General features: G+C 64.8%; 21 protein-coding genes. 12 read left to right on the forward strand and 9 right to left on the reverse strand.

From position 1 onward, the window contains the following. Nucleotides 1–3 precede the first annotated feature (3 nt). The 4 genes from VPH41_RS05645 (at nucleotide 4) to VPH41_RS05660 (ending at nucleotide 4,252) form a co-directional block, all read left to right on the forward strand. Nucleotides 4–2,463, forward strand: coding sequence for a ligase-associated DNA damage response DEXH box helicase (locus tag VPH41_RS05645; protein WP_328569244.1), 2,460 nt, complete (start codon nucleotides 4–6; stop codon nucleotides 2,461–2,463). After that, nucleotides 2,460–3,149, forward strand: coding sequence for a ligase-associated DNA damage response endonuclease PdeM (gene pdeM, locus VPH41_RS05650; protein ID WP_328569245.1), 690 nt, complete (start codon nucleotides 2,460–2,462; stop codon nucleotides 3,147–3,149). Before VPH41_RS05645 ends, pdeM begins: the two co-directional genes overlap by 4 nt. 194 nt (nucleotides 3,150–3,343) lie before the next feature. Next, nucleotides 3,344–3,724, forward strand: coding sequence for a KGG domain-containing protein (locus VPH41_RS05655; protein ID WP_152281232.1), 381 nt, complete (start codon nucleotides 3,344–3,346; stop codon nucleotides 3,722–3,724). Between the two features lie 264 nt (nucleotides 3,725–3,988). Then, nucleotides 3,989–4,252 carry a hypothetical protein gene (locus VPH41_RS05660; RefSeq protein WP_152281231.1) on the forward strand — a complete coding sequence of 88 codons (264 nt, stop codon included), beginning with the start codon at nucleotides 3,989–3,991 and terminating at the stop codon, nucleotides 4,250–4,252. Nucleotides 4,253–4,267: 15 nt separating this feature from the next. On the opposite strand, the gene VPH41_RS05665 is transcribed toward VPH41_RS05660, so the two are convergent. Further along, a complete protein-coding gene (locus VPH41_RS05665; RefSeq protein ID WP_328569246.1) occupies nucleotides 4,268–4,864 on the reverse strand; it encodes a DUF2239 family protein in 597 nt (198 codons plus the stop codon). 83 nt (nucleotides 4,865–4,947) lie between these two features. Further along, complete coding sequence (locus VPH41_RS05670) at nucleotides 4,948–5,445, reverse strand: pyridoxamine 5'-phosphate oxidase family protein (RefSeq protein WP_328569247.1); 498 nt, start codon at nucleotides 5,443–5,445, stop codon at nucleotides 4,948–4,950. A 282-nt stretch (nucleotides 5,446–5,727) separates the two neighbouring features. On the opposite strand from VPH41_RS05670, the gene VPH41_RS05675 reads away from it, so the two are divergent. From VPH41_RS05675 to VPH41_RS05700, 6 genes are all read left to right on the forward strand, one after another. Then, complete coding sequence (locus VPH41_RS05675; protein WP_328569248.1) at nucleotides 5,728–6,381, forward strand: PepSY-associated TM helix domain-containing protein; 654 nt, start codon at nucleotides 5,728–5,730, stop codon at nucleotides 6,379–6,381. A 32-nt stretch (nucleotides 6,382–6,413) separates the two neighbouring features. Beyond that, nucleotides 6,414–6,929, forward strand: coding sequence for a DUF2271 domain-containing protein (locus VPH41_RS05680; RefSeq protein WP_099403641.1), 516 nt, complete (start codon nucleotides 6,414–6,416; stop codon nucleotides 6,927–6,929). A 13-nt stretch (nucleotides 6,930–6,942) separates the two neighbouring features. After that, the gene (locus tag VPH41_RS05685; RefSeq protein ID WP_328569249.1) at nucleotides 6,943–7,767 is read left to right on the forward strand and encodes a DUF4198 domain-containing protein; all 825 of its coding nucleotides are present in this window, start codon (nucleotides 6,943–6,945) and stop codon (nucleotides 7,765–7,767) included. A 26-nt stretch (nucleotides 7,768–7,793) separates the two neighbouring features. Continuing rightward, on the forward strand, nucleotides 7,794–8,843 hold the full coding sequence (locus VPH41_RS05690; protein WP_328569250.1) for an FAD:protein FMN transferase: 1,050 nt from the start codon (nucleotides 7,794–7,796) through the stop codon (nucleotides 8,841–8,843). A 12-nt stretch (nucleotides 8,844–8,855) separates the two neighbouring features. After that, nucleotides 8,856–10,220 (forward strand): sulfite reductase subunit alpha, encoded by a 1,365-nt coding sequence (locus tag VPH41_RS05695; RefSeq protein ID WP_328569251.1) that lies wholly within the window; start codon nucleotides 8,856–8,858, stop codon nucleotides 10,218–10,220. 71 nt (nucleotides 10,221–10,291) lie between these two features. Next, nucleotides 10,292–10,843, forward strand: coding sequence for a glutathione peroxidase (locus tag VPH41_RS05700; RefSeq protein ID WP_328569252.1), 552 nt, complete (start codon nucleotides 10,292–10,294; stop codon nucleotides 10,841–10,843). Between the two features lie 43 nt (nucleotides 10,844–10,886). Here VPH41_RS05700 and VPH41_RS05705 read toward each other — a convergent pair whose 3' ends face one another. The 6 genes from VPH41_RS05705 to VPH41_RS05730 form a co-directional block, all read right to left on the reverse strand. Further along, nucleotides 10,887–12,113: a DUF2325 domain-containing protein gene (locus tag VPH41_RS05705; protein WP_328569253.1), complete on the reverse strand. Its 1,227-nt coding sequence runs from the start codon at nucleotides 12,111–12,113 to the stop codon at nucleotides 10,887–10,889. Nucleotides 12,114–12,151: 38 nt separating this feature from the next. Next, a complete protein-coding gene (locus VPH41_RS05710; protein ID WP_152281222.1) occupies nucleotides 12,152–12,478 on the reverse strand; it encodes a hypothetical protein in 327 nt (108 codons plus the stop codon). Between the two features lie 85 nt (nucleotides 12,479–12,563). Beyond that, nucleotides 12,564–12,761 (reverse strand): hemin uptake protein HemP, encoded by a 198-nt coding sequence (gene hemP, locus VPH41_RS05715; protein WP_034750559.1) that lies wholly within the window; start codon nucleotides 12,759–12,761, stop codon nucleotides 12,564–12,566. A gap of 244 nt (nucleotides 12,762–13,005) precedes the next feature. Beyond that, nucleotides 13,006–13,809 (reverse strand): Crp/Fnr family transcriptional regulator, encoded by an 804-nt coding sequence (locus VPH41_RS05720; protein ID WP_152281279.1) that lies wholly within the window; start codon nucleotides 13,807–13,809, stop codon nucleotides 13,006–13,008. 342 nt (nucleotides 13,810–14,151) lie between these two features. Beyond that, entirely contained in the window at nucleotides 14,152–14,796 is a 645-nt protein-coding gene (locus tag VPH41_RS05725) for a response regulator (protein WP_034750556.1), read from the reverse strand. 163 nt (nucleotides 14,797–14,959) lie between these two features. Further along, entirely contained in the window at nucleotides 14,960–15,427 is a 468-nt protein-coding gene (locus VPH41_RS05730) for a universal stress protein (RefSeq protein ID WP_152281221.1), read from the reverse strand. A gap of 466 nt (nucleotides 15,428–15,893) precedes the next feature. On the opposite strand from VPH41_RS05730, the gene VPH41_RS05735 reads away from it, so the two are divergent. Both VPH41_RS05735 and VPH41_RS05740 read left to right on the forward strand, forming a co-directional pair. Beyond that, nucleotides 15,894–16,745, forward strand: a complete 852-nt coding sequence (locus VPH41_RS05735; RefSeq protein ID WP_328569254.1) for a protein phosphatase CheZ — start codon at nucleotides 15,894–15,896, stop codon at nucleotides 16,743–16,745. Beyond that, a complete protein-coding gene (locus VPH41_RS05740) occupies nucleotides 16,745–18,622 on the forward strand; it encodes a chemotaxis protein CheA (protein ID WP_328569255.1) in 1,878 nt (625 codons plus the stop codon). The genes VPH41_RS05735 and VPH41_RS05740 overlap by 1 nt, the downstream gene beginning before the upstream one ends. 77 nt (nucleotides 18,623–18,699) lie before the next feature. Here VPH41_RS05740 and VPH41_RS05745 read toward each other — a convergent pair whose 3' ends face one another. Further along, complete coding sequence (locus VPH41_RS05745; protein ID WP_328569256.1) at nucleotides 18,700–19,830, reverse strand: S41 family peptidase; 1,131 nt, start codon at nucleotides 19,828–19,830, stop codon at nucleotides 18,700–18,702. Nucleotides 19,831–19,868: the final 38 nt, after the last annotated feature.

Here is a 19,868-nt window from a genome sequence, read left to right on the forward strand (position 1 = left end):
GCGATGAGCGCGCTGGCGCAGCGCATCGACGCATGGTTTGCCGGACGCGGCTGGAGCGTGTTTCCGTTCCAGCGCAGCGTCTGGCGCGCGGCCGCGCAGGGGCGATCCGGCTTGCTGCACGCCAGCACGGGTTCCGGCAAGACATATGCGGTCTGGTTCGGCGCCTTGCTGCGCGCGCAACGGCTGCAGCGCAAGGACAGGAAACAGGGCTTGCGCGTGCTGTGGATCACGCCCATGCGGGCGCTGGCGGCCGACACGGTGCGCGCGCTGCAAGCCTCGGGCGCGGACCTGGCTCCCGGCTGGCGCATCGAGTCGCGCACGGGCGACACGAGCGCTGCGCAGCGGGCGCGCCAGGCAAAGGCCTGGCCCGAGGTGCTCGTCACCACGCCGGAAAGCCTGTCGCTGATGCTGAGCCAGGCGGACGCCCGGCAACGCTTCAACTTGCTGGAAACGGTGATCGTCGACGAGTGGCATGAATTGATGGGCAGCAAGCGCGGCGTGCAGGTGCAGCTGGCGCTGGCCCGCTTGCGCCGCTGGCAGGATCAGCTGATGACGTGGGGCCTGTCGGCCACCCTGGGCAACCTGGTCCAGGCGCAGGACGTGCTGCTGGGCGCGGAAAACGATGGCGTGCTGGTCGAAGGCAAGGTCAAAAAACGCATCCTGGTCGACAGTTTGATCCCTGCCAATCCCACGCGCTTTCCGTGGGGCGGGCACCTGGGCATCCAGATGCTGCAGCCGCTCATCGCCGAGATCGAGGGCAGCGCCACCACCCTGGTGTTTACGAATACGCGTTCGCAGGCCGAGCTGTGGTACCAGCACCTGCTCGATGCGCGGCCCGACTGGGCGGGCCTGATCGCGCTGCACCACGGTTCGCTGGACCGCGAAGTGCGCGAATGGGTCGAGCAGCATTTGAAAACGGGCGAACTGAAAGCCGTCGTGTGCACGTCCAGCCTGGACCTGGGCGTCGATTTCCTGCCCGTCGAACGGGTGCTGCAGGTGGGCAGCGCCAAGGGCATTGCGCGCCTGGTGCAGCGGGCCGGGCGCAGCGGCCACGCGCCGGGACGCATTTCGCGCGTCACCCTGGTGCCCACCAACAGCCTGGAATTGCTGGAAGCGGCCGGTGCCCGCGCCGCCCTGGCGCAGGGCCACCTGGAAGCGCGGCCCGTGCCCGACAAGCCGCTCGACGTGCTGGTGCAGCACCTGGTGACGATCGCCCTGGGCGGCGGTTTCGCGTCGCCGGAGCTGTACGGGGAAGTGCGCGGCGCCTGGTCCTACCGCCACCTGACCCTGGACGAGTGGCAATGGGCGCTCGATTTCGTCGCGCGCGGCGGGCAAAGCCTGGCCGTGTACCCGGAATACCGCAGAGTGCTGCCGGACGAGCAGGGCGTGTACCGCGTGCCGGACGCGGCCCTGGCGCGGCGCCACCGCATGAGCATCGGCACCATCGTGTCGGAAGCGGCGATCCAGGTCAAATTCCTCGGTGGCGGACGCATCGGCAGCATCGAGGAATCGTTCATCGCGCGCCTGAAGCAGGGCGATCATTTCCTGTTCGGCGGGCGCATCCTGGAATTCGTGCGCGTGCACGAGATGACGGCGTACGTGCGGCGCGCCAGCGGCAGCCGCGGCGCCGTGCCGCGCTGGCAGGGCGGCAAGATGCCGCTGTCGTCGGAACTGGCGCATGCCGTGCTGGACCAGCTGCAGCTGGCGCAGGAGGGCCGGGCCAGCGGGCCCGAGATGTGGGCGCTGGCGCCGCTGCTGGCCATCCAGCAGAAATGGTCGAGCCTGCCCACGCGCTCGGCCCTGTTGCTGGAAACCTTGTCCAGCCGCGAAGGCCGGCATCTGTTCGTGTATCCGTTCGCGGGCCGCTCGGTACACCTGGGCCTGGCGTCGCTGCTCGCGTATCGCATCGCGCGCGTGCAGCCGGCCACCCTGTCGATCGCCGTCAACGATTACGGCTTTGAATTGCTGGGCGCGGACGATATCGCCTTTGCGCCGTTGCTGACGGGGGCCAGCGGCGCCGATGTGTCCCTGTTCAGCACGGATAATCTGCTCGAGGACGTGCTGGCCAGCCTGAATGCGACGGAACTGTCGCAGCGGCGTTTCCGCGAAATCGCCCGCATTGCCGGCCTCGTGTTCCAGGGCTATCCGGGACAGCCGAAAAGCGCGCGCCAGCTGCAAGCGTCGTCCTCGCTGTTTTTTGAAGTGTTTCGCAAGCACGATGCAGCCAATCTGCTGCTCACGCAGGCGCAGCGCGAAGTGCTGGAACAGGAACTGGAACTGACGCGCTTGCGCGCCACCTTGCGCGAGTTGCATGGCCGCCAGCTGGCGCTGCAGCCCCTGGCCCGCGCTTCGCCGTTTGCCTTCGGCCTCATGGTCGAGCGCTTCCGCGAACAGCTGACGACGGAAAAGCTGTCGGACCGGGTGGCGCGCCTGGTGAGCGCGCTGGAAAAGGCGGCCGCATGAACGGCCAGCGGCAAGCACATTGCGTGGTGGAACTGGCCGGCGAGCCGCTATGGCTGCTGGCGCACAAGGCCGTGTATTGGCCGGCGCGCAAGATGCTGATTGTCGCGGACATCCATTTCGGCAAGGCGGCCGCGTTTCGCGCGCTGGGCGTGCCCGTGCCGCGCGGCACCACCACGCAAAACCTGCTGGCGCTCGATGCCCTGCTGGCCAGTTACGCCTGCGAGGAAATCGTTTTTCTCGGCGACTTTCTGCACGCGCGTGCCGCGCATGCGGCTGCCACCGTGGCGGCCATGCTGGCCTGGCGCGCGCGACATCCGCAGCTGCGCCTGACGGTGGTGCGCGGCAACCACGACGCACATGCGGGCGACCCGGCCGCCGCGCTGGACATCGCCATGGTGGAGGAACCGCACAGCGTGGGCGCGCTTTCGTTCTGCCATCACCCGGACACGGTCGCGCCCGGCTATGTGCTGGCGGGCCACGTGCATCCCGTGTTTCATTTGCGCGCCACGGGGAGCGGACTGCACGGGGGCGGCCTGCGCCTGCCGTGTTTCCTGCTGGGCCGGCAGCGCGCCATCCTGCCCTCGTTCGGCGCCTTTACGGGAGGGCATGCGGTGCGGCCAGCCGTTGGCGAGCGCGTGTACGTGACGGCGGACGCGGCGATTTTTCCCCTTCCCGCTAACTGCTGAGTGTCTGGTACTGTTGGTGGAAAACTGAAAGTAACTATGCCACCGCGGGCGGGACTCATCCTACATGCGCTCTTGCCATCCTCCTATTTCTTGTGCCCCATGCGCGCACTAAGATGACGGTTCCCTTGCCATGCGAGGGGAAAGAATTGCATGGTTTGCACTGTTTTCTGATTCCATCGATCAAGGAGATCATCATGGCCACATCGAGCGACAATAAACAGCAAGGTAGTAAAACGAGTAGCGGCAGTAGCAGCGGCGGCAGCAAGCAAAGCGATACCAGCAAACGTGGCTTTGCTTCCATGGACCCTGCCCAGCAGCGCGAAATCGCCAGCGAAGGGGGACGCGCCGCCCATGAAAAGGGCACGGCCCATGAATTCACGTCGGAAGAAGCGCGCCGCGCAGGCAGCCAAAGCCACAAGAACGATGCCAACCGGCAAAGTGCCGCCAGCTCCGGCAGCTCCGGCGGCTCGCGTGACAATGCCAGCATGAACCAGGATGCCAACCGCGATAGTGGCAACAAGCAAAGCGGCGGTGCAGGTTCGGGGTCAGGGTCGTCCGGCTCGCGCAACAAGTAAGCGCCCGTCGGCGGAAGCGGTCGCAAGGCAAGCCTGGCCAGCGGGAATCGCGTATTTCCGCTGGCCACTTGCGGCGCTGTCGGCCGCGATAAAAATTTTGATGCAATGCAGCAGGCATGGACTATGATGAAATAGCTGCGCCGCTACGGCGCCTACGCCGCCAGGCCACGGCCCACGGCCACTACGCAATGACCTTGCAATGACCTTGTAATCACCTTGCAATCACCTCGCAGTCAACTCGCACTCACGATCAGGGAGAAGATGATGGGAAACTCGAATACGCCGCAGCCCGGCAATAGCCAGGGCGGCACGCCGTCCTCGGCAGGCAGCAAGCAAAGCACGGCCGAGTCGGCCGAGAGCTTTGTGCTGGTCGATAGCGAGCAAGGGCTCGATATCGGCGACGATCTGTTTTCCATCGGCGAAGTGCGGCGTGCCGACCGCTTGCCGCACCACCAGTCCGGCTCCGCCGGGCAAAGCCGGCAGAGCGCCGATGACGCCCCCGATACCACGGGCAGCACGGGCGTCTGAGTTCTCGGCCTGCGCCTAATCCCCGGACCATCCCCGCTGGGCCAGCTGCAAGACGTGTTCGCGCACGTCGGCTGGCCATTCCTGCACGCAAGCAAGAAATGCGGGCTGCTTGCCGGCGAACAGGGCGCGGCTGGCTTCCTCGAAGCCCGGCGCATCGCCGGCCAGCGCATTCATGACCTTATACGCCGCTTCGCGCGCCTGGCGCTGTTCGTCGTGCGCCTTGTTGCCCCGCTGCGCATGCTCCACCAATTTGCGCAAGGCCACGGAGGCGCCGCCCGGCTGGGTCGCCAGCCATTCCCAGTGTCGGGGCAGCAGGGTGATTTCGCGCGCCACCACGCCCAGCTTCGGGCGGCCCGCCGTGCGCGGGGGTACGTCAGCCTGCACGGGCGCCGCTGGGCGCGGCAGGCGCTGCAGCACGTCGGCCAGGCTGCCGTGCAGGTTCAGGTCGACCTGGCTGCCGCTGGCGTCGTCGAAAATCAGGATTTGCGCATCTGGATCGCGCGTCACCAGTTCTTTCAAGGTGTGCGCCACCGCGTGCAAGGGGCCGGTAGCCACCTTGCGTTTGCCCGCGAAAGCGGTGAGCTGGGCTGGTGCCTGGGTTTGCGTGTGCATGTCTGCCTCCATGGGGAATGCAGGCAATTTTACCCGGGTTAAATTAGAAGTCAATAACACCCGGGTAAAATGTGGCGGTTCGGCTACAGATCGACTCTGCCGTGCTCGCCCACATCCTTCGGCGTCTCGCCCGTGATGGCGGCCTTGGCCATTTCAAAGAATTGCCGCATCTTGCTGGCGCTGCTATCCCAGTACTCGGCCGACTGGATGGTCACCTTGATCAGCGACAGCTTGGGATCGTCGAGTCCGCCCGGGAACCAGGCCTTGACGAGGGGATTCCATAATTCCTCCGCCTTGGCGCGGTCCTTCAGCAACTGTGCATGGCCGCAGACGGACACATACAGGCTGTCGCCCGTGTCGACAAAGCTGACGTTGACTTGCGGATTGTTCGCCAGATCGCGCGTATAGGCGGCCTCGTCCGAGACAAAGAACCAGATCTGCCCGGCATTGTCGACCTGTTGCTGCGTCAGGGGCCGGCTGGTGAGGGTGCGCATGTCGTCGCTGGTGGTCAACATGCCGAATTTGACGTTCTTGATCCTGGCCGCGAGGCTGGCCAGTTGTTCGCTGGAATATGATGGCATCGCTTGCTCCTTGATGGTTGTCCTGAACAACAGCATAGGCGAACGGGGCACACGGCTCTGTACGGCACCTTACGTATCGGCGCGCACGGCTGCTCTCTTGCCGTGCCATGTTTCAAAGCTGTTACAAAACGCCGGCCTGGCGGGGCACCCCATGTATTGACTTAATAAATGATAATCATTATCATTTGTTTGAAACTATAGGCATGGACTTGGATTGAAGGATGGGAATGAAGCACACTGACTTGTCGCGCCATCTGGCGCGCTCCCTGGCGGGAGCGGACCATGGGTAACGCGGGCGCCGCAGACAAGGCCAAGAACAATGCCAGCCGCGCCGTCTGGCTGAAGAATTTGCACCAATGGCACTGGATCAGCTCAGCACTTTGCCTGCTGGGCATGTTTCTGTTTGCCATCACCGGCATCACCCTGAACCACGCCAGCCAGATAGAGTCGAAGCCGTCCATCACGCGCCAGCAGGCGACCATGCCGGCGCCCCTCGTCGCGGAACTGGCTGCCTATGCGGCCCAGCATGATGGCGCGAATGCGCCCATGCCCGCTGCCGCCGAAACCTGGCTCAAGCAGCAATGGTCGCTCAATGCGGGCGGCCGTGCTGCCGAATGGAGCGCCGACGAAGTCTACCTGCCGCTGCCCAAGGCGGGCGGCGACGCCTGGGTGCGCATCGGCCTGGAAGACGGGGCTGCCGAATACGAGCTGACGGACCGGGGCTGGGTGTCCTGGCTCAACGATGTTCACAAGGGCCGCAACACGGGCGTGGCCTGGAACTGGTTCATCGATATCTTTGCCGGCGCCTGCATCGTGTTTTGCCTGACGGGTTTGTTGATTTTGAAGTTCCACGCGGCCAACCGGCCATTTACCTGGCCGATGGTTGGCCTCGGTATCTTGATACCTTGCGCGATCGCCTTGCTGTTTATTCACTGATCGTTTTTATTTTTCCTTTTTACAGGCACACCATGAAATTACGCTACTCCCTGGCGCTTGGCCTTCCCCTGATCGGCACTTCGGCGATGGCGGCCGACCTGGCCCTCAAGCTTGAAATCCCGCAACTGAACGTGGCGGAATATCACCGTCCCTACGTGGCGGCATGGCTGGAAACGGCCGATCAAAAGGTCGTCGGCAACCTGACGGTGCTGTATGACGTGAAAAAGAAGGACAAGGCAGGCGAGAAGTGGCTCAAGGACATGCGCCAATGGTGGCGCAAGAGCGGCCGCGACCTGGCCATGCCTGTCGATGGCGTCAGCGGCGCCACGCGCGCGCCGGGCGAACATACCTTGACCTTCCCGGGCGCCAAGGCCTTGCTCGACAAGCTGCCGGCCGGCGAATACCAGGTGGTGGTGGAAGCGGCGCGCGAAGCGGGCGGACGCGAACTGGTGCGCGTGCCGTTCCAGTGGCCGCTGAAATCGGCCCAGTCCGTGCCTGCCAAAGGCAAGGAAGAACTCGGCAATGTCGTCGTCCAACTCAAACCATAAAGGCGCACCCATCATGTTCAAGCAACTGAATAAACCGCTGATCGCGCTGGCCCTGGTTGGCCTGGCCATGAACGCCCACGCCCACCGGGGCTGGATGGTGCCATCAAGCACGATGGTGGAAAGCAAGGACGCCTGGGTCACGGTGGATGCCGCCGTGTCCGACGGCCTGTTCGAGATCGACCACCAGCCGCTGCGCCTGGATGCGCTGCAAGTCTTTGGCCCGGACGGCGCGAAAGTCACGCCGGCCAATACGCTGACGGGCCGTCTGCGCAGCGTCTTCGACGTGAAGATGGAAAAACCGGGCACGTACAAGGCGGCCATCGTGTCGCAAAACGTGATGGGCAGCTACACGCTCAACGGCGAGCAGAAACGCTTCCGCGGCAACGAGGAAACCTTCAAGAAAGACGTGCCGGCCGATGCGAAAGACGTGAAAATCACGCGCACGGCAGCGCGCCTGGAAACCTTCTTCAGCAATGGCGAAACCAGCACGGAAGTGTTCAAGCCGACGGGCGTGGGCCTGGAATTCGTGCCGGTGACCCATCCGAACGACTTGCGCGCGGGCGAGAAAGCCACGTGGCGTTTCTTGATCGACGGCAAGCCGGCGGCAAACCAGGCGTTCAGCCTCGTGCCAGGCGGCGTGCGCTACCGTGGCGTGCTGGGCGAAATCCGCCAGAGCACCGATGCCAAGGGCGAGATCACGTTCACCGTGCCGGCCGCGGGCATGTATTACCTGAGCAGCACCTGGCCGGCGGCCGCGCCAGCCGTGGCCGGCCAGCCGCCCGTGATGCCGGAGCGCCGTGCCACCTACGCGGCGTCCGTGGAAGTGCTGCCGCAGTAAGCGGCGGCCTGGTCACCAGCTTGCCGATGCGCCGGGTCCTGCTGCCCCAGCATATTTCCGATGAGGTCGCGCCGCCTGGCGCCGCGATCCGGGATGTGCGCGGCTTGTCGATGGGCACCAGCTGGTCGGTGCGCCTGCTGGAGGCCGCCATGCCGGGACGCGCCGGCAGCGCCGACTTGCAGCAGGGCTTGCAGCAGCAGCTGGACCTGGTCGTGGCGCAAATGAGCCACTGGAGCGACGAGTCCGACCTGGGCCGCTTCAACCGGGCCGAAGCGGGGAGCTGGCACAGCATGCCCGCCGCGTTTTGCGAAGTGCTGGGCTTTGCCATGCACGTGTCGCAGGCGTCCGGCGGCGCGTATGACCCGTGCGCGGGCGCCCTCGTCAACCTGTGGGGCTTCGGCCCCCGCAACCGCTACGATGAGGCCGGCTTCCTGCCGCCGAAAGACGATACCGTGGCCCTGCTGCTGTCGCAGCGGCAACGGCGCCGCCTGGAACTGGACTTGCCGGCCCGCCGCGCGCGCCAGCCGGGCGGCTTGCAGCTGGACCTGTCCGCCGTGGCCAAGGGCTATGGCGTGGACCGCCTGGCCCGCTACCTGGACAGCCAGGGCATCCATCATTACCTGGTGGAAGTGGGCGGCGAACTGCGCGGCGCCGGCAGCAAGCCCGACGGCCAGCCGTGGTGGGTGATGCTGGAACAGGTCGATGGCGCCGCCGATCGTGCCGAGAATGCCGAGAATGCACAGCATCCGCCGGAAATGCTGCTGGCGCTGCATGGCCTGTCCGTGGCAACCTCGGGCGACTACCGGCGTTTCTTCAAGGACGGTACAGTTCGTTTCTCGCACACCATCGATCCGCGCAGCGGCATGCCGATCGCCAATCAACTCGCTTCCGTCACCGTCGTGCACGCCGAATGCATGGCGGCCGACGCCTGGTCGACGGCCCTGACGGTGCTGGGTGCCGAGGCTGGCATGGCGCTGGCCGAAGAGCAGGGCCTGGCCGCGCGCTTCCTGCTGCGCGACGGCCATGGCTACCACGAAACGCTGAGCAGCCAGATGCTGGCCATGCTCGACGAATGAATAGTTAATTCCATGATCTTTACGCACGATACGACGCGGCTGGCCTTGCTGGCCGCCCTGTCCCTCAGTTATGCGGGCGTGTGCCTGGCACCGTGGCTGCGCGCGCGCGCCAGGCGCCGTGCCGCCGCTGCCGCCAAGGCGGCGCTGGCCGACAGCCGTCCCTGGCTGGTGGCGTATGCGAGCCAGACGGGCAATGCCGAGGAACTGGCCACGCAAACGGCGCAAAGTTTGCAACTGGCCGGCATTGCCGTGCGCCTGTGCGCGCTGGCCGAATTGACGGCCGTGGATCTGCAGCAAGCGGAGCGGGCCCTGTTTTTGGTCAGCACCTATGGCGAAGGCGACGCGCCCGACAATGCGGCCGCCTTCATGGGGCGCCTGATGACGGGCGAGCTGGCGCTGCCGCAATTGCACTACGCCGTGCTTGCCCTGGGCGACCGCAGCTATGGCCAGTTCTGCGGCTTCGGCCGCGCGCTGGACGCGTGGCTGGCGGCGCAGGGCGCGTCGCGCCTGTTCGAGCGCATCGAGGTCGACCGCAGCGCCAGCGCCGCCATCGAGCAATGGTTCCAGCACCTGAGCCACCTGGCCGGCACCAGCGACGCGCCCGACTGGAGCGCGCCCGCTTTCGCCGACTGGCGCCTGACGCGCCGGCAGTTGCTCAACCCTGGCAGCGCCGGCGGCGCCATCTATCATGTGGAACTGGCGCCCGTGGCAGGCAGCCTGCCGGAATGGCAGTCGGGCGACCTGGTGCAGGTGGCCGCGCCGGCCGATGCCACCCAACCGCGCGAATATTCGATCGCCTCGATCCCGCGCGATGGCGGCGTGCACTTGCTGGTGCGCCAGCATGCGCATCCCGATGGCAGCCTGGGCCTGGCCTCGGGCTGGCTGACGGCGCAAGCGGCCGTCGGCGCCGTGGTGCAGCTGCGCCTGCGCCAGCACCGGCGTTTCCGCCTGGAAGACAATGCCCAGCGTCCCCTGATCTTGATCGGCAACGGCAGCGGCATCGCGGGCTTGCGCGGCCATTTGAAAAGCCGCGTGCTGGCGGGACAGCGGCGCAACTGGCTGATCTTTGGCGAGCGCAACCTTGCCCACGATTTCCATTACCGTGAAGAGATCGAAGGCTGGCACGCCAGCGGCGACTTGCCGCGCCTGGACCTGGCGTTTTCGCGCGACCAGGCCGAGCGCACCTACGTGCAGGACCGCCTGCGCGGCAATGCCGACGAAGTCAGATTGTGGCTGGAGCAGGGCGCCGCCATCTACATCTGCGGCAGCCTGGCGGGCATGGCGGGCGGCGTCGACCAGGCCCTGCAAGACATGCTGGGCCGGCCCGCGCTCGACGCGCTGGCAGCCGAAGGACGCTACCGGCGCGACGTCTACTGACGTTTCCGGCCGCTGCCAGCGCGTTCGCGCGCGGGCGGCTATGATGGCTGTTTCATCCAAGGAGAGCCATCATGAGCGACAGTATTTACGACATTCCCTTGCGCCGCATCAATGGCGACCCTGCGAGCCTCGATGCATACCGCGGCAAGGTCGTGCTGGTGGTGAACGTGGCGTCCGCCTGCGGCCTGACGCCCCAGTACGAAGGACTGGAAAAACTCTACGCCGACAAGCAGGCCCAGGGCCTGGTGGTGGCCGGTTTTCCCGCGAATGAATTCGGCGCCCAGGAACCGGGCAGCAATGCCGAGATCGCGGACTTTTGCCGCGGCACCTTTGGCGTGCAATTTCCCATGTTTGAAAAAATCGTCGTCAAGGGCCCGGGCCAGCATCCGCTGTACCAGCGCCTGGTCGAGCAGCAGCCGCAGGCGCAGGAAAAGCCGGGCAGCGATTTCCGCGCCAAGCTGGCCGGTTACGGCATCACGCAGGCGCACCCGGACGACGTGCTGTGGAATTTCGAGAAGTTCTTGATCAGCAAGGAGGGCAAGGTGGTGGGACGCTTTGCGCCCGACACCACGGTCGACGATGCGATCTTGCGCGAGGCCATCGAGCGCGAGTTGCAGGCCTGATCCGAGCCAGGCATAGGCACGGGCGGCGCCTGCCGCCCACGCTTTATTCGGCGGCGTCCAGCGCGGCCGGTTCCATCTCGCCGCTCACTTCCTGCAAGCCGCGCGCCAGGCTGGAGATGCTGGGGTTGTCGATGAAGACGCAGCGCTTGCCCGTGCGCTTGCAGTAATCCTTGACGCGCCAGTAGGCGCTGTGGCTGATGCAGCCCGTCTGGCAAATCACCAGGTCGGCCGCCGCCAGGCTCGAATCGAGCAGGTTGGCATTGTCTTCCAGGCCCCCGTCGTGGTGGGCGAACTGCGCGCCCACCCGCTCGATCAGGGCGCGGTAGGTGGCGACATTGCCGCTGCGTCCACCCACGCACAGCACGCTTTGATCGACGAGGCGGATCGGCATCTTCAGCTTGCCGCCCGTCGGCACTTCCAGCTTGGCCGCCGGCGGCGGCACGGCGGCGCCCGGACGGGGCTGCGCCTGTTTCAATTCCGCGATTTGCTGGCGCAAGTCCTTTTCGCGCTCATCCATTTGCGCCAGGCGCTCGACCAGGCGCGTGCGCGATTCCAGCGCCGGGATGGCGGCCTGCAATTGCGCCAGTTCTGCGCGCAAGCCGTCGATCACGCTGTCCTTGCCGATCGATTCGGCGCGCGTGCGCAGCAGCACGGCTTCCTGACGTTCCAGCTCGCCCGTTTTTTCCGTCAGCATGGCCTGGCCGCGCTGTTGCAGCTTGGCCAGTTCGTGCGTCAGGCGTACATTTTCTTCCTGCAAGGCCGTGAACTTGCCCATGTCGGCGCGCACGCAGGCGCCCGCCTGGTGCTGGATCATGTGCAAGTCTCTGCACATCTGTTCTTCCAGCTCCGCGTCGCAGCGCGGGTGCGTCAGGCCTGCCCAGAAGGCGCCCGACACGTCGCCGTTGGCGACGGCCGTGCGCCACAGTTGCGCTACCTGCTCGGTGGTCTTGGCGCCGCGAAAGCGCAGGATCACGGGAGCGTAGCGGCGTTCGAGTTCCTTTTGCAGCGCTTCGGACAGGCGGTTGCGTGCGCCGCATTCCGTCACGGCGCCCACGTGCACTTCGTAGTCGTCGGCCAGCACGCGCCCGCCCGTCATCTTGCCCACCAGCTTGCGCAGGTAGCCCAGTGGCAAGCCTACGCCGACCAGGGGGCAATGGCAGGTGTGCGACAGTTCCCACAGCCGCCGGCGGCGCGAAGCGAGCGCGGCCGTTTCGGCCTCGCCGCTGGAACAATTGCTGATCACGGGCAGGGACTTGTCTTTGTCACACATGGCGATATCCTGTTAGGCGGTAGGGTGTTGAGGAGAAATTATTGCGGCAGGGGCGAGGCAGGGCGCTTGGCGCTCAGCATGCGTGCCAGGCGCTCGAACAAGGTGGTCTTCGGCGGCATGGGCTGGTGCAGCGCCACCAGGGCGGCCCATTGCTGCGACAGTTGCTGGCAGGTCGCTTGCAGCACGGGGCCCAGGTCGGGCGAACCGGACAGCGCTTGCAAGTGGCGTTCGATGACGCCCGCCAGTTTCTCGCAGGGACTGCCCGCATGGTAATGCGACATCAGGTGCAGCACGGCCGACAGCAGCAATTCAGGCTGCTGGCCTTGCGGGGGAGGAAACATCGGGGAAGGTCGGTCGTTCGCCATCAAACACTCCTGTGCGGTGGTTTGGCTGGCTGCGCGCACGGGGCGCGACTGGCTGGCGAGTGTGGTGACTGGCTGCCGTGCTGCTTCAGGCAGTCAGGATCAGCTTGTTCAATTGGGTGACGCGCAGGCGATAGATCTTGCCGCTGTGCTCAATCTCCACTTCGCGGCCCTGCTGCAGCAGCGCTTCGCTGGTGATGCGGCGCGCCGGCTGGGCCATGCTGACGGGAGGACGGACGTGGGCGGTAGCGGCATCCTGGATCAAGGCTGGTTTTGAGCTTTGCATGTTGGGCTTTCTTTGTCTCAGTTGAGAATGATTCGTATTTGCATTATTGTTGAATGTGGCCCGAAAAGCAAGGCTTATTTGTGCGGAATCCGCGCTTTTTTACGCGGGCACGGCATGCCGAATGTAGGAGCGGCCGCAGGCGGGGCGCGCAGGGACGGGGCGGCAGCAAAAAAGACCCGGCAAGGCGTTTGCGCGCCTTGGCCGGGTCAAGCCTGTGCCAAGCTTGAAGAAATCGGAGCAGGGTTTATATGGTGGCCAGCAATTGTGCCGAGGCGGCCGTCGCAGTGGTGTCGGCCTTCAGCTTGGCGGCGGCCAGCTGCTTGGCGCGCGAGCGCGAGGGCGGCAAACGGCGCAGGGTTTTCAGGGCGTCCGGGTCCTTGATGCCGATGGTGCGCTGGTCGACCGTGATCAGGCCGATTTCATTGAAGGCGGACAGGGTGCGGCTGACCGTTTCCAGGGTCAGGCCCAGGTAGCTGCCGATTTCATGGCGCGTCATGCGCAGGTTGAACAGCTTGCTCGAATACCCCATCTGCGCAAAGCGGTCGGCCAGCGAGACGAGGAAGCGGGCCACGCGGGCCTCGGCGCTGAGGGCGCCCAGCATGCCGATCATGGCCTGCTCGCGCACCAGTTCGCGGCTCATCACGCCGTACATGACATTTTCCAGTTCCAGGTGGACACGGCCCAGCGCCGTCAGTTTCTTGAACGGCAGCAGGATCAGGTCGCAGTCGGACAAGGCCACCGCTTCGGACGAGTAATGGCGCGAGTGGATGCCGTCGACGCCCAGCATGTCGCCCTTCATGGGAAAGCTGAGCACCTGTTCATTGCCGAATTCATCGATGAGCACGGTTTTCAGGAAGCCCGAATTGACGATGTACAGGGTATCGAACGGCTGGCCGATCGTGTGCACGCGCTGGCCCGTCTTGAACTGCACGTGCTGGAACAGCAGTTCGTCGGCGGCGATGGTGCAGGCACTGGAGATATGCAGCAGGTCGCACACCTCCTTCAGGTTCGACCAGAGCCGCCCCTGGCGCTGGCGTCCCGCTTCCATTGGAGAAGCGGGAGCCAGCGATGGTGCTGCGGGGCGGGTTTCAGGCGTTTGCGTGGACAGCATGTTCATCTCCTGGTGACAGGTAGTTCAGAGTTGAATGACGGAGTGCACAAGGCGGCGGGTGCGGCGAAGGGCCGGCGGCGCGCGTCCTGGCAGGTAATGCTCAATTCGCTGAAGACTTGCTGTGTGATGAAGTAACTTCCCAGCAACTTGATTACTGGTTTCAGTATGCCAACAAGCGTATGCAATTAATATCAGCAGTGGCTGAATATGGCAGTAGGAGCTGTGGTAGCTGAAGTAGGATTGTTCCTACGGCTGGCGCGCAGGCGCGCGCCGCCGGGATCACGTCTTGAAGGGGGAGAGCAGGCGGTGCGCTACGGCGTACTGGACCATTTCCGACAGCGAACTCATGCCCATCTTTTGCATGATGCGCGTCTTGTGCGTGCTCACCGTTTTCACGCTCAGGTGCAGGTTGTTGGCAATTTCCGTGATCGATTTGCCCGCCACCAGCAGGGAAAAGACTTCGAATTCGCGGTCCGACAGCTGTTTGTGCAACAGGCTTTCATTCGGCATCATGATGTTGAGCACGAGCTGCTCGGCCACCTCGGCACTGATGTAGGGGCGTCCCGACGCCACCTTGTGGATGGCGCCCACCAGCTGGGTGCCCGCGCTTTCCTTGGTCAGGTAGCCTTGCGCGCCCGCGCGGATGGCGCGCACCGCATATTGCTCTTCCTCGTGCATGGTGAGGATCAGGATGGCCAGCTTGGGCGCCTCGCTGCGGATTTGCCGGATCAGGTCGACGCCGCTGCGCCCCGGCATCGACAGGTCGAGCAGCAACAGGTCGAAGCCGCCCTGGCGCACGTGGTTGAGTACTTCAAAACCGTCGATGGCTTCGCCCACGATGTCGATGTCCGGCGCGCCGTCGAGGATGCGCTTCAATCCTTCCCGCATGATGGTGTGGTCGTCGGCAATCACAATACGTATCATAGGCGCGCAATCTGGAGGCGTGTAATCTGCTGTGTCCGTTACCGGACAATCAAATGTTAAATGTTAAGAAACGGGAAACGTTGTCATTTTAACTGAAATGGCCGCACGTTTGCCTTTTTACTGTACCTGCTGGTAACAGCGGCCCCCGTGGCCATGTGACCGTTTATTTCGGCGCGGGTTCCTTGATCAGCCTATGCACGAGCACCGGCAGTTTTGAGTGCGACAGCACCTTGTTGGTCACGCTGCCCAGCAGCAACTGACCCCAGCCGCTGCGGCCATGCGAGCCCATGAAGATCAGGTCGCATTGCTGCAATTGCGCCACTTCCACGATCTTCAGGGCCGGGCTGTCGGAGAAGGCCGTCAAGCCTGTCGCTTCCAGGCCCCGCTTGGCGGCCGCGTCGAGGATGGGCTGCCAGTGGTCGGCGCCCGCCTTGCGCATGGCGATGCGGTATTCCTCTTCGCTGGGATAGCTCGGCGGAATGATTTCAATGTATACCGGGTACTGGTATTCGGGAGCCACGTACACGGCAAGGATGTCGGCGTGCATCTGTTCGGCAAAGGCAACGCCGGCACAGGCCGTCAAGTTGGAGACGGTGGAGCCGTCCGTGGCGATCAGAATTTTCTTATACATGGCAGGTCCTTTGGCGGTGACTCAGCGCGCGCAACGCCTCTTATTGTAGACGGGGCGGCAGCATTGTATTCATGTAAAGACTTGATAATTATCAATACTACTGCACCTTCAGTATAGACAACATTGGCAGAAAGATCGTGTTTAGCTGCTGCCGGGTCCGCCTGGTGCCGTTGCGCGGGCGCCCGGGGGCAGGATTTCTTGTGCGGCGCGTGGTCTTGCACGCACGCCAATGGTAGTATTTCAAAATACAACAGCAGGAACACTTATTTCCTGGTGGAAAAGCTCTTGTGGGCCTGCTTTGCACCAGGAAGCGCGTTTTGAGATTTACCAACAGGGCGGCGCCCTGCTACACTCGCACCATCGCAGCGGTATTGCCTCAAATCATCTTAATCGAGAAATTGTGGGTATCAGTCTGTAAAACGCACAGTTCAGGCGGAATTTTGACAAATTATGGAGAAGCAGGGATATGACCAACGCCGCTGATGATTTCGATGCATTATTCGATGAAGTATCTGCGCAAAGCGCGGCCGCTCCCAAGCCCGCGCCGGCCGCCGCGCCCGCAGCCGTGATCGCGGATGATGATTTTGACGCGCTGTTCGATTCGGTTTCGGCCAGCGCCGCCGTGCCGGCCGCCGCGGCGCCGGCAGCTGCCGCGCCTGCCGCGCCGGACGCAGCGCCCGCCGCCGCAGGCGAAGCGGCCGATCCCGTCGACCAGTCCGACAAGCCCATGTTCGAGCGCCTGGGCGGCATCGTGCGCCTGCTGCACGATTCGCTGCGCGAACTGGGCTACGACAAGGCGCTGACGGAAGCGTCGTCGCAGATCGTCGACGCCCAGGACCGCCTGGAATATGTCGCCACCCTGACGGAACAGGCCGCCAACAAGGTCCTGAACACGCTCGACGAAGGCATGCCGGCGCAGGACGTGCTGTCGAAGAAGGCCAAGGACATGGACAGCCGCTGGACGGCGCTGTTCGATGGCAAGCTGAGCCTGGAAGAATTCAAGGCCCTGGCCGGCGATTCGCGCCAGTTCGCGCAAGCCGTTGCCGAAGCGACGGAAGCGGAAAAAGCGCGCTTGCTGGAAATCATGATGGCGCAGGACTTCCAGGACATCACGGGCCAGCTGATCAAAAAAGTGGTCAACATCACCAAGACGGTGGAGCACGAGCTTGCCCAGTTGCTGCGCGATAACGCGCCGGCCGAAGTGCGCGAGAAACTCGCACAGAAGCAGGACGCGCCGCTGATGCAGGGCCCGTCCGTGCCGTCGGTGGCGCTGGACCAGGATAATGTAGACGACCTTCTTGCGGATTTGGGATTCTAATGGACGATATGCTCAAGGATTTCGTCGTTGAGGCGATGGATCTTGCGGTTAATGTTGAAGAGCACTTATTGCGCCTCGAGCGTGATCCGGACAACAAGGAAACACTGAATGCCGTGTTTCGTTCCTTCCACACCATCAAGGGCGGCGCCGGCTTCATGGGCTTGCCCGCGCTGGTGGCGGCCTGCCATCTGACGGAAAACCTGTTCGACGCCCTGCGCACGGGCGCCGCGCCGGTAACCCCGATCGCCATCGAGGCGGCGCTGCAGGCATCCGGTTTCGTGGCCGACCAGCTGACGGAGCTGGCCAATGGCGCCGCGCCGGAAAGCTTGCCGGCCATGCCGGAAGAGCTGGAACACATCCTGACGAACGCCATCGAAGGCAAGGGCATGGATGTGCCTGCGCCTGCCGCCGCCGTGGCGGAAGTGGCCGTGGCCGTTGCCCAGGTGGCCGAAGCGCCTGCCGCCGCCACTGCCTCCACCACTGCCAGCGCCGATGGCCTGGACTGGGAAGGCATGTATAACGCCGTCGTGCCGGCCGGCAGCCAGGTCGCTGCCGCACCGGTGTCCGCCGTGGCCGCTGCACCTGCCGCCGTGGCCGCCGCGCCTGTCGCCGCTGCCGCCAAGCCCGCTGCCAAGGCCTGGGATGGCGCCGAACGGCGCGAGGAACGCCCGGAAGTGCGCCATGCCGCGCCCGTCAAGGAAGATAGCATCCGCGTCGATGCCGTCAAGCTCGACGCGCTGCTGGAAGTGGCCGGCGAATCCGTGCAGGCCGCCAACCAGGCTGCCGTGTTGCTCGAGCGCTTGCTGCAATTCAAATTCGAAGGCCAGGCCGCCACGTTGATGGCGACCCTGGCGGAAACCCTGGAACGCGCGTCGCGCTACTCGACGGAACTGCAGCGGGCCACCCTGGCCACGCGCATGCAGCCCGTGGGCCGTTTGTTCCAGAAATTCCCGCGCCTGGTGCGCGAGCTGGCGAAAGACCTGGGCAAGGATGTCGAGCTGACCATCGAAGGCGCGGAGACGGAAGTCGACCGCGTGGTGGTCGACAGCCTGTACGATCCGCTCGTGCACATGCTGCGCAACTCGCTCGACCACGGCGTCGAATCGCCGGAAGCGCGCCTGGCTGCCGGCAAGCCCGCCAAATCGTATATTTCGCTCAAGGCATGGCAGGAAGCCAATAGCGTGATGATCGTGCTGCAGGATGACGGCAAGGGCATGGACCCGGTCTTCCTGCGCAGCAAGGCCCAGCAAAAAGGCCTGATCAGCGAAAACGCGCAGTTGAGCAACGACGAATGCTTCCAGCTGGTGTTCCTGCCGGGCTTCTCGACCAAGGAAGTGGCGTCCAGCGTTTCCGGACGCGGCGTGGGCATGGACGTGGTCAAGACGGCCGTGGAGAAAAACCGCGGCGCCATCCACATCGAGTCGGCGCTGGGCAAGGGCACCAAGTTCGCCATCCGCCTGCCGATCGAGCTGTCCATCGTGCCGACCATGCTGGTCTCCACCTCGGGCGCCGCGCTGGCGCTGCCGATGGCGGTGGTGCAGCGCGTCGTCGAATTGCCGGAAACCTTCATGGAAGTGGGCGGCGCGCCCGTGCTGAAAGACCAGGGCCGTCCATTGCCCGTACGGTCGCTGGCCGGCGCCCTGGGCTACGAGTCGTGCAGCGAGCGCGTGGGCATCGTGGTCGCCGCGCCGCAGCCGTACATCCTTGCCGTGGAAGCCGTCGATGGCACGGCCGACCTGGTGATCAAGCCGATGACGGCCATCACCGTGGAAGGCATCACGGGTACGGCCCGTTCGGCCGAAGGCGAGCTGGTGCTGGTCGTCGGCCTGTCGTTCCTGATGGATGGTTGCCGCAGCAGCGTCCGATTGGCGGCCTGAGGACGCCTGACAATATCGTTGTACGCATGAGAAAGCCCGCTAGGTGTAGCGGGCTTTTTTTATGGCGCCAGCCGGCGTCAGATGTTATCCGGACGTAATGTGCCGCCTTCCAGCCAGCGCTGCACGCGCACGATTTCCTGGGCGCGCGCAGCCTCGTCCTTCGGCGGCGGCAAATAGATGTCGGGCATGATGCCGCCCAGGTCCACCTGCAGCTGCGGCAAGCGGGCCGAGCGCGAGGTGGCGTATTGCAACTGGCGCACGCCGGACGGCAGCGCGTGCAGGCGCAGGTTGGAATAGTCGAGCGCGCCATGGCTGTTACGGCCGATCAATTTCACGTGAAAACTTTGCCGCGCCGCCAGCAGGAATTCCTCGCAGGAACTGGCGCAGTCGCGGTCGATCAGCACGGCCACGCGCACGGGCCGGCGTGGCTCCGGCGTGTCCTGACGCGCGTAGCTGACGAGGTCGCCGCCGTTTTGCGCCACATACTCGCCCGGCTTGACGGAGCGCATCTGTGTCACGGCCTGGGCCGCAAAGTCGGCGCACGCCTTGTCGCCCGGCGCCAGCAAGGCGCAGACGCTCTCTTGCCCCGCGATATTGGCCGGCGTGGACAGCCATTCGGCGCCCAGCCTGACCGTTTCGTCCGAGCTGATCCATTGCAGCAGCGGCGCATAGGTGCTGTCGCTGCCGCCGCCGTTGCGGCGCACGTCGAGAATCCAGTTGGGGCGTGACGCCAGCGCCGCGCGGTGCGTGTCGAGCAGGGTCGCCACGGCGGCGCGGTAGCGGCCGTGGAAGCTGGGCAAGTTCAGCAGCACGGTATTCCCGGACAAGACTTGCAGCGACGGTTCCTTCGATGGCGCAGGCTGTCCCTGCGCGGCAGGCTGGGCGGGGGATGGCTTGGCCACGTCCTGCGCGCTGCCGCCTTTCACGTGCAGATGGCCCTTGCGCCACATGCCCACATAATTTTCCAGGATGGCATCGCAGGCCTTGGCGTCGGCGGCAGTGGCCGCCGCCGTGCTTGCCGTGGCCAGCGCCAGGTCGAAATACGCCTGCCCTTTTTGTTCCAGGTGGGCGCGTGCGCCCGTATCGTTTTCCAGCAGGAATGGCTGGATGGCGCGCAAGTCCTGCACGCACAGTTCGCCCGGCGTGGCCGCCGCCGCATGCGCGTTGGCCAGGGTGAGGGCGGCCAGCGCCCAGGAGTGCAGTTTCATTCAGGTCCCCATCGGTGGTGGACGCGTGCAGGGGCGCG

Source organism: Janthinobacterium sp. P210006 (genome assembly GCF_036231885.1).
Classification (GTDB): domain Bacteria; phylum Pseudomonadota; class Gammaproteobacteria; order Burkholderiales; family Burkholderiaceae_D; genus Janthinobacterium; species Janthinobacterium violaceinigrum.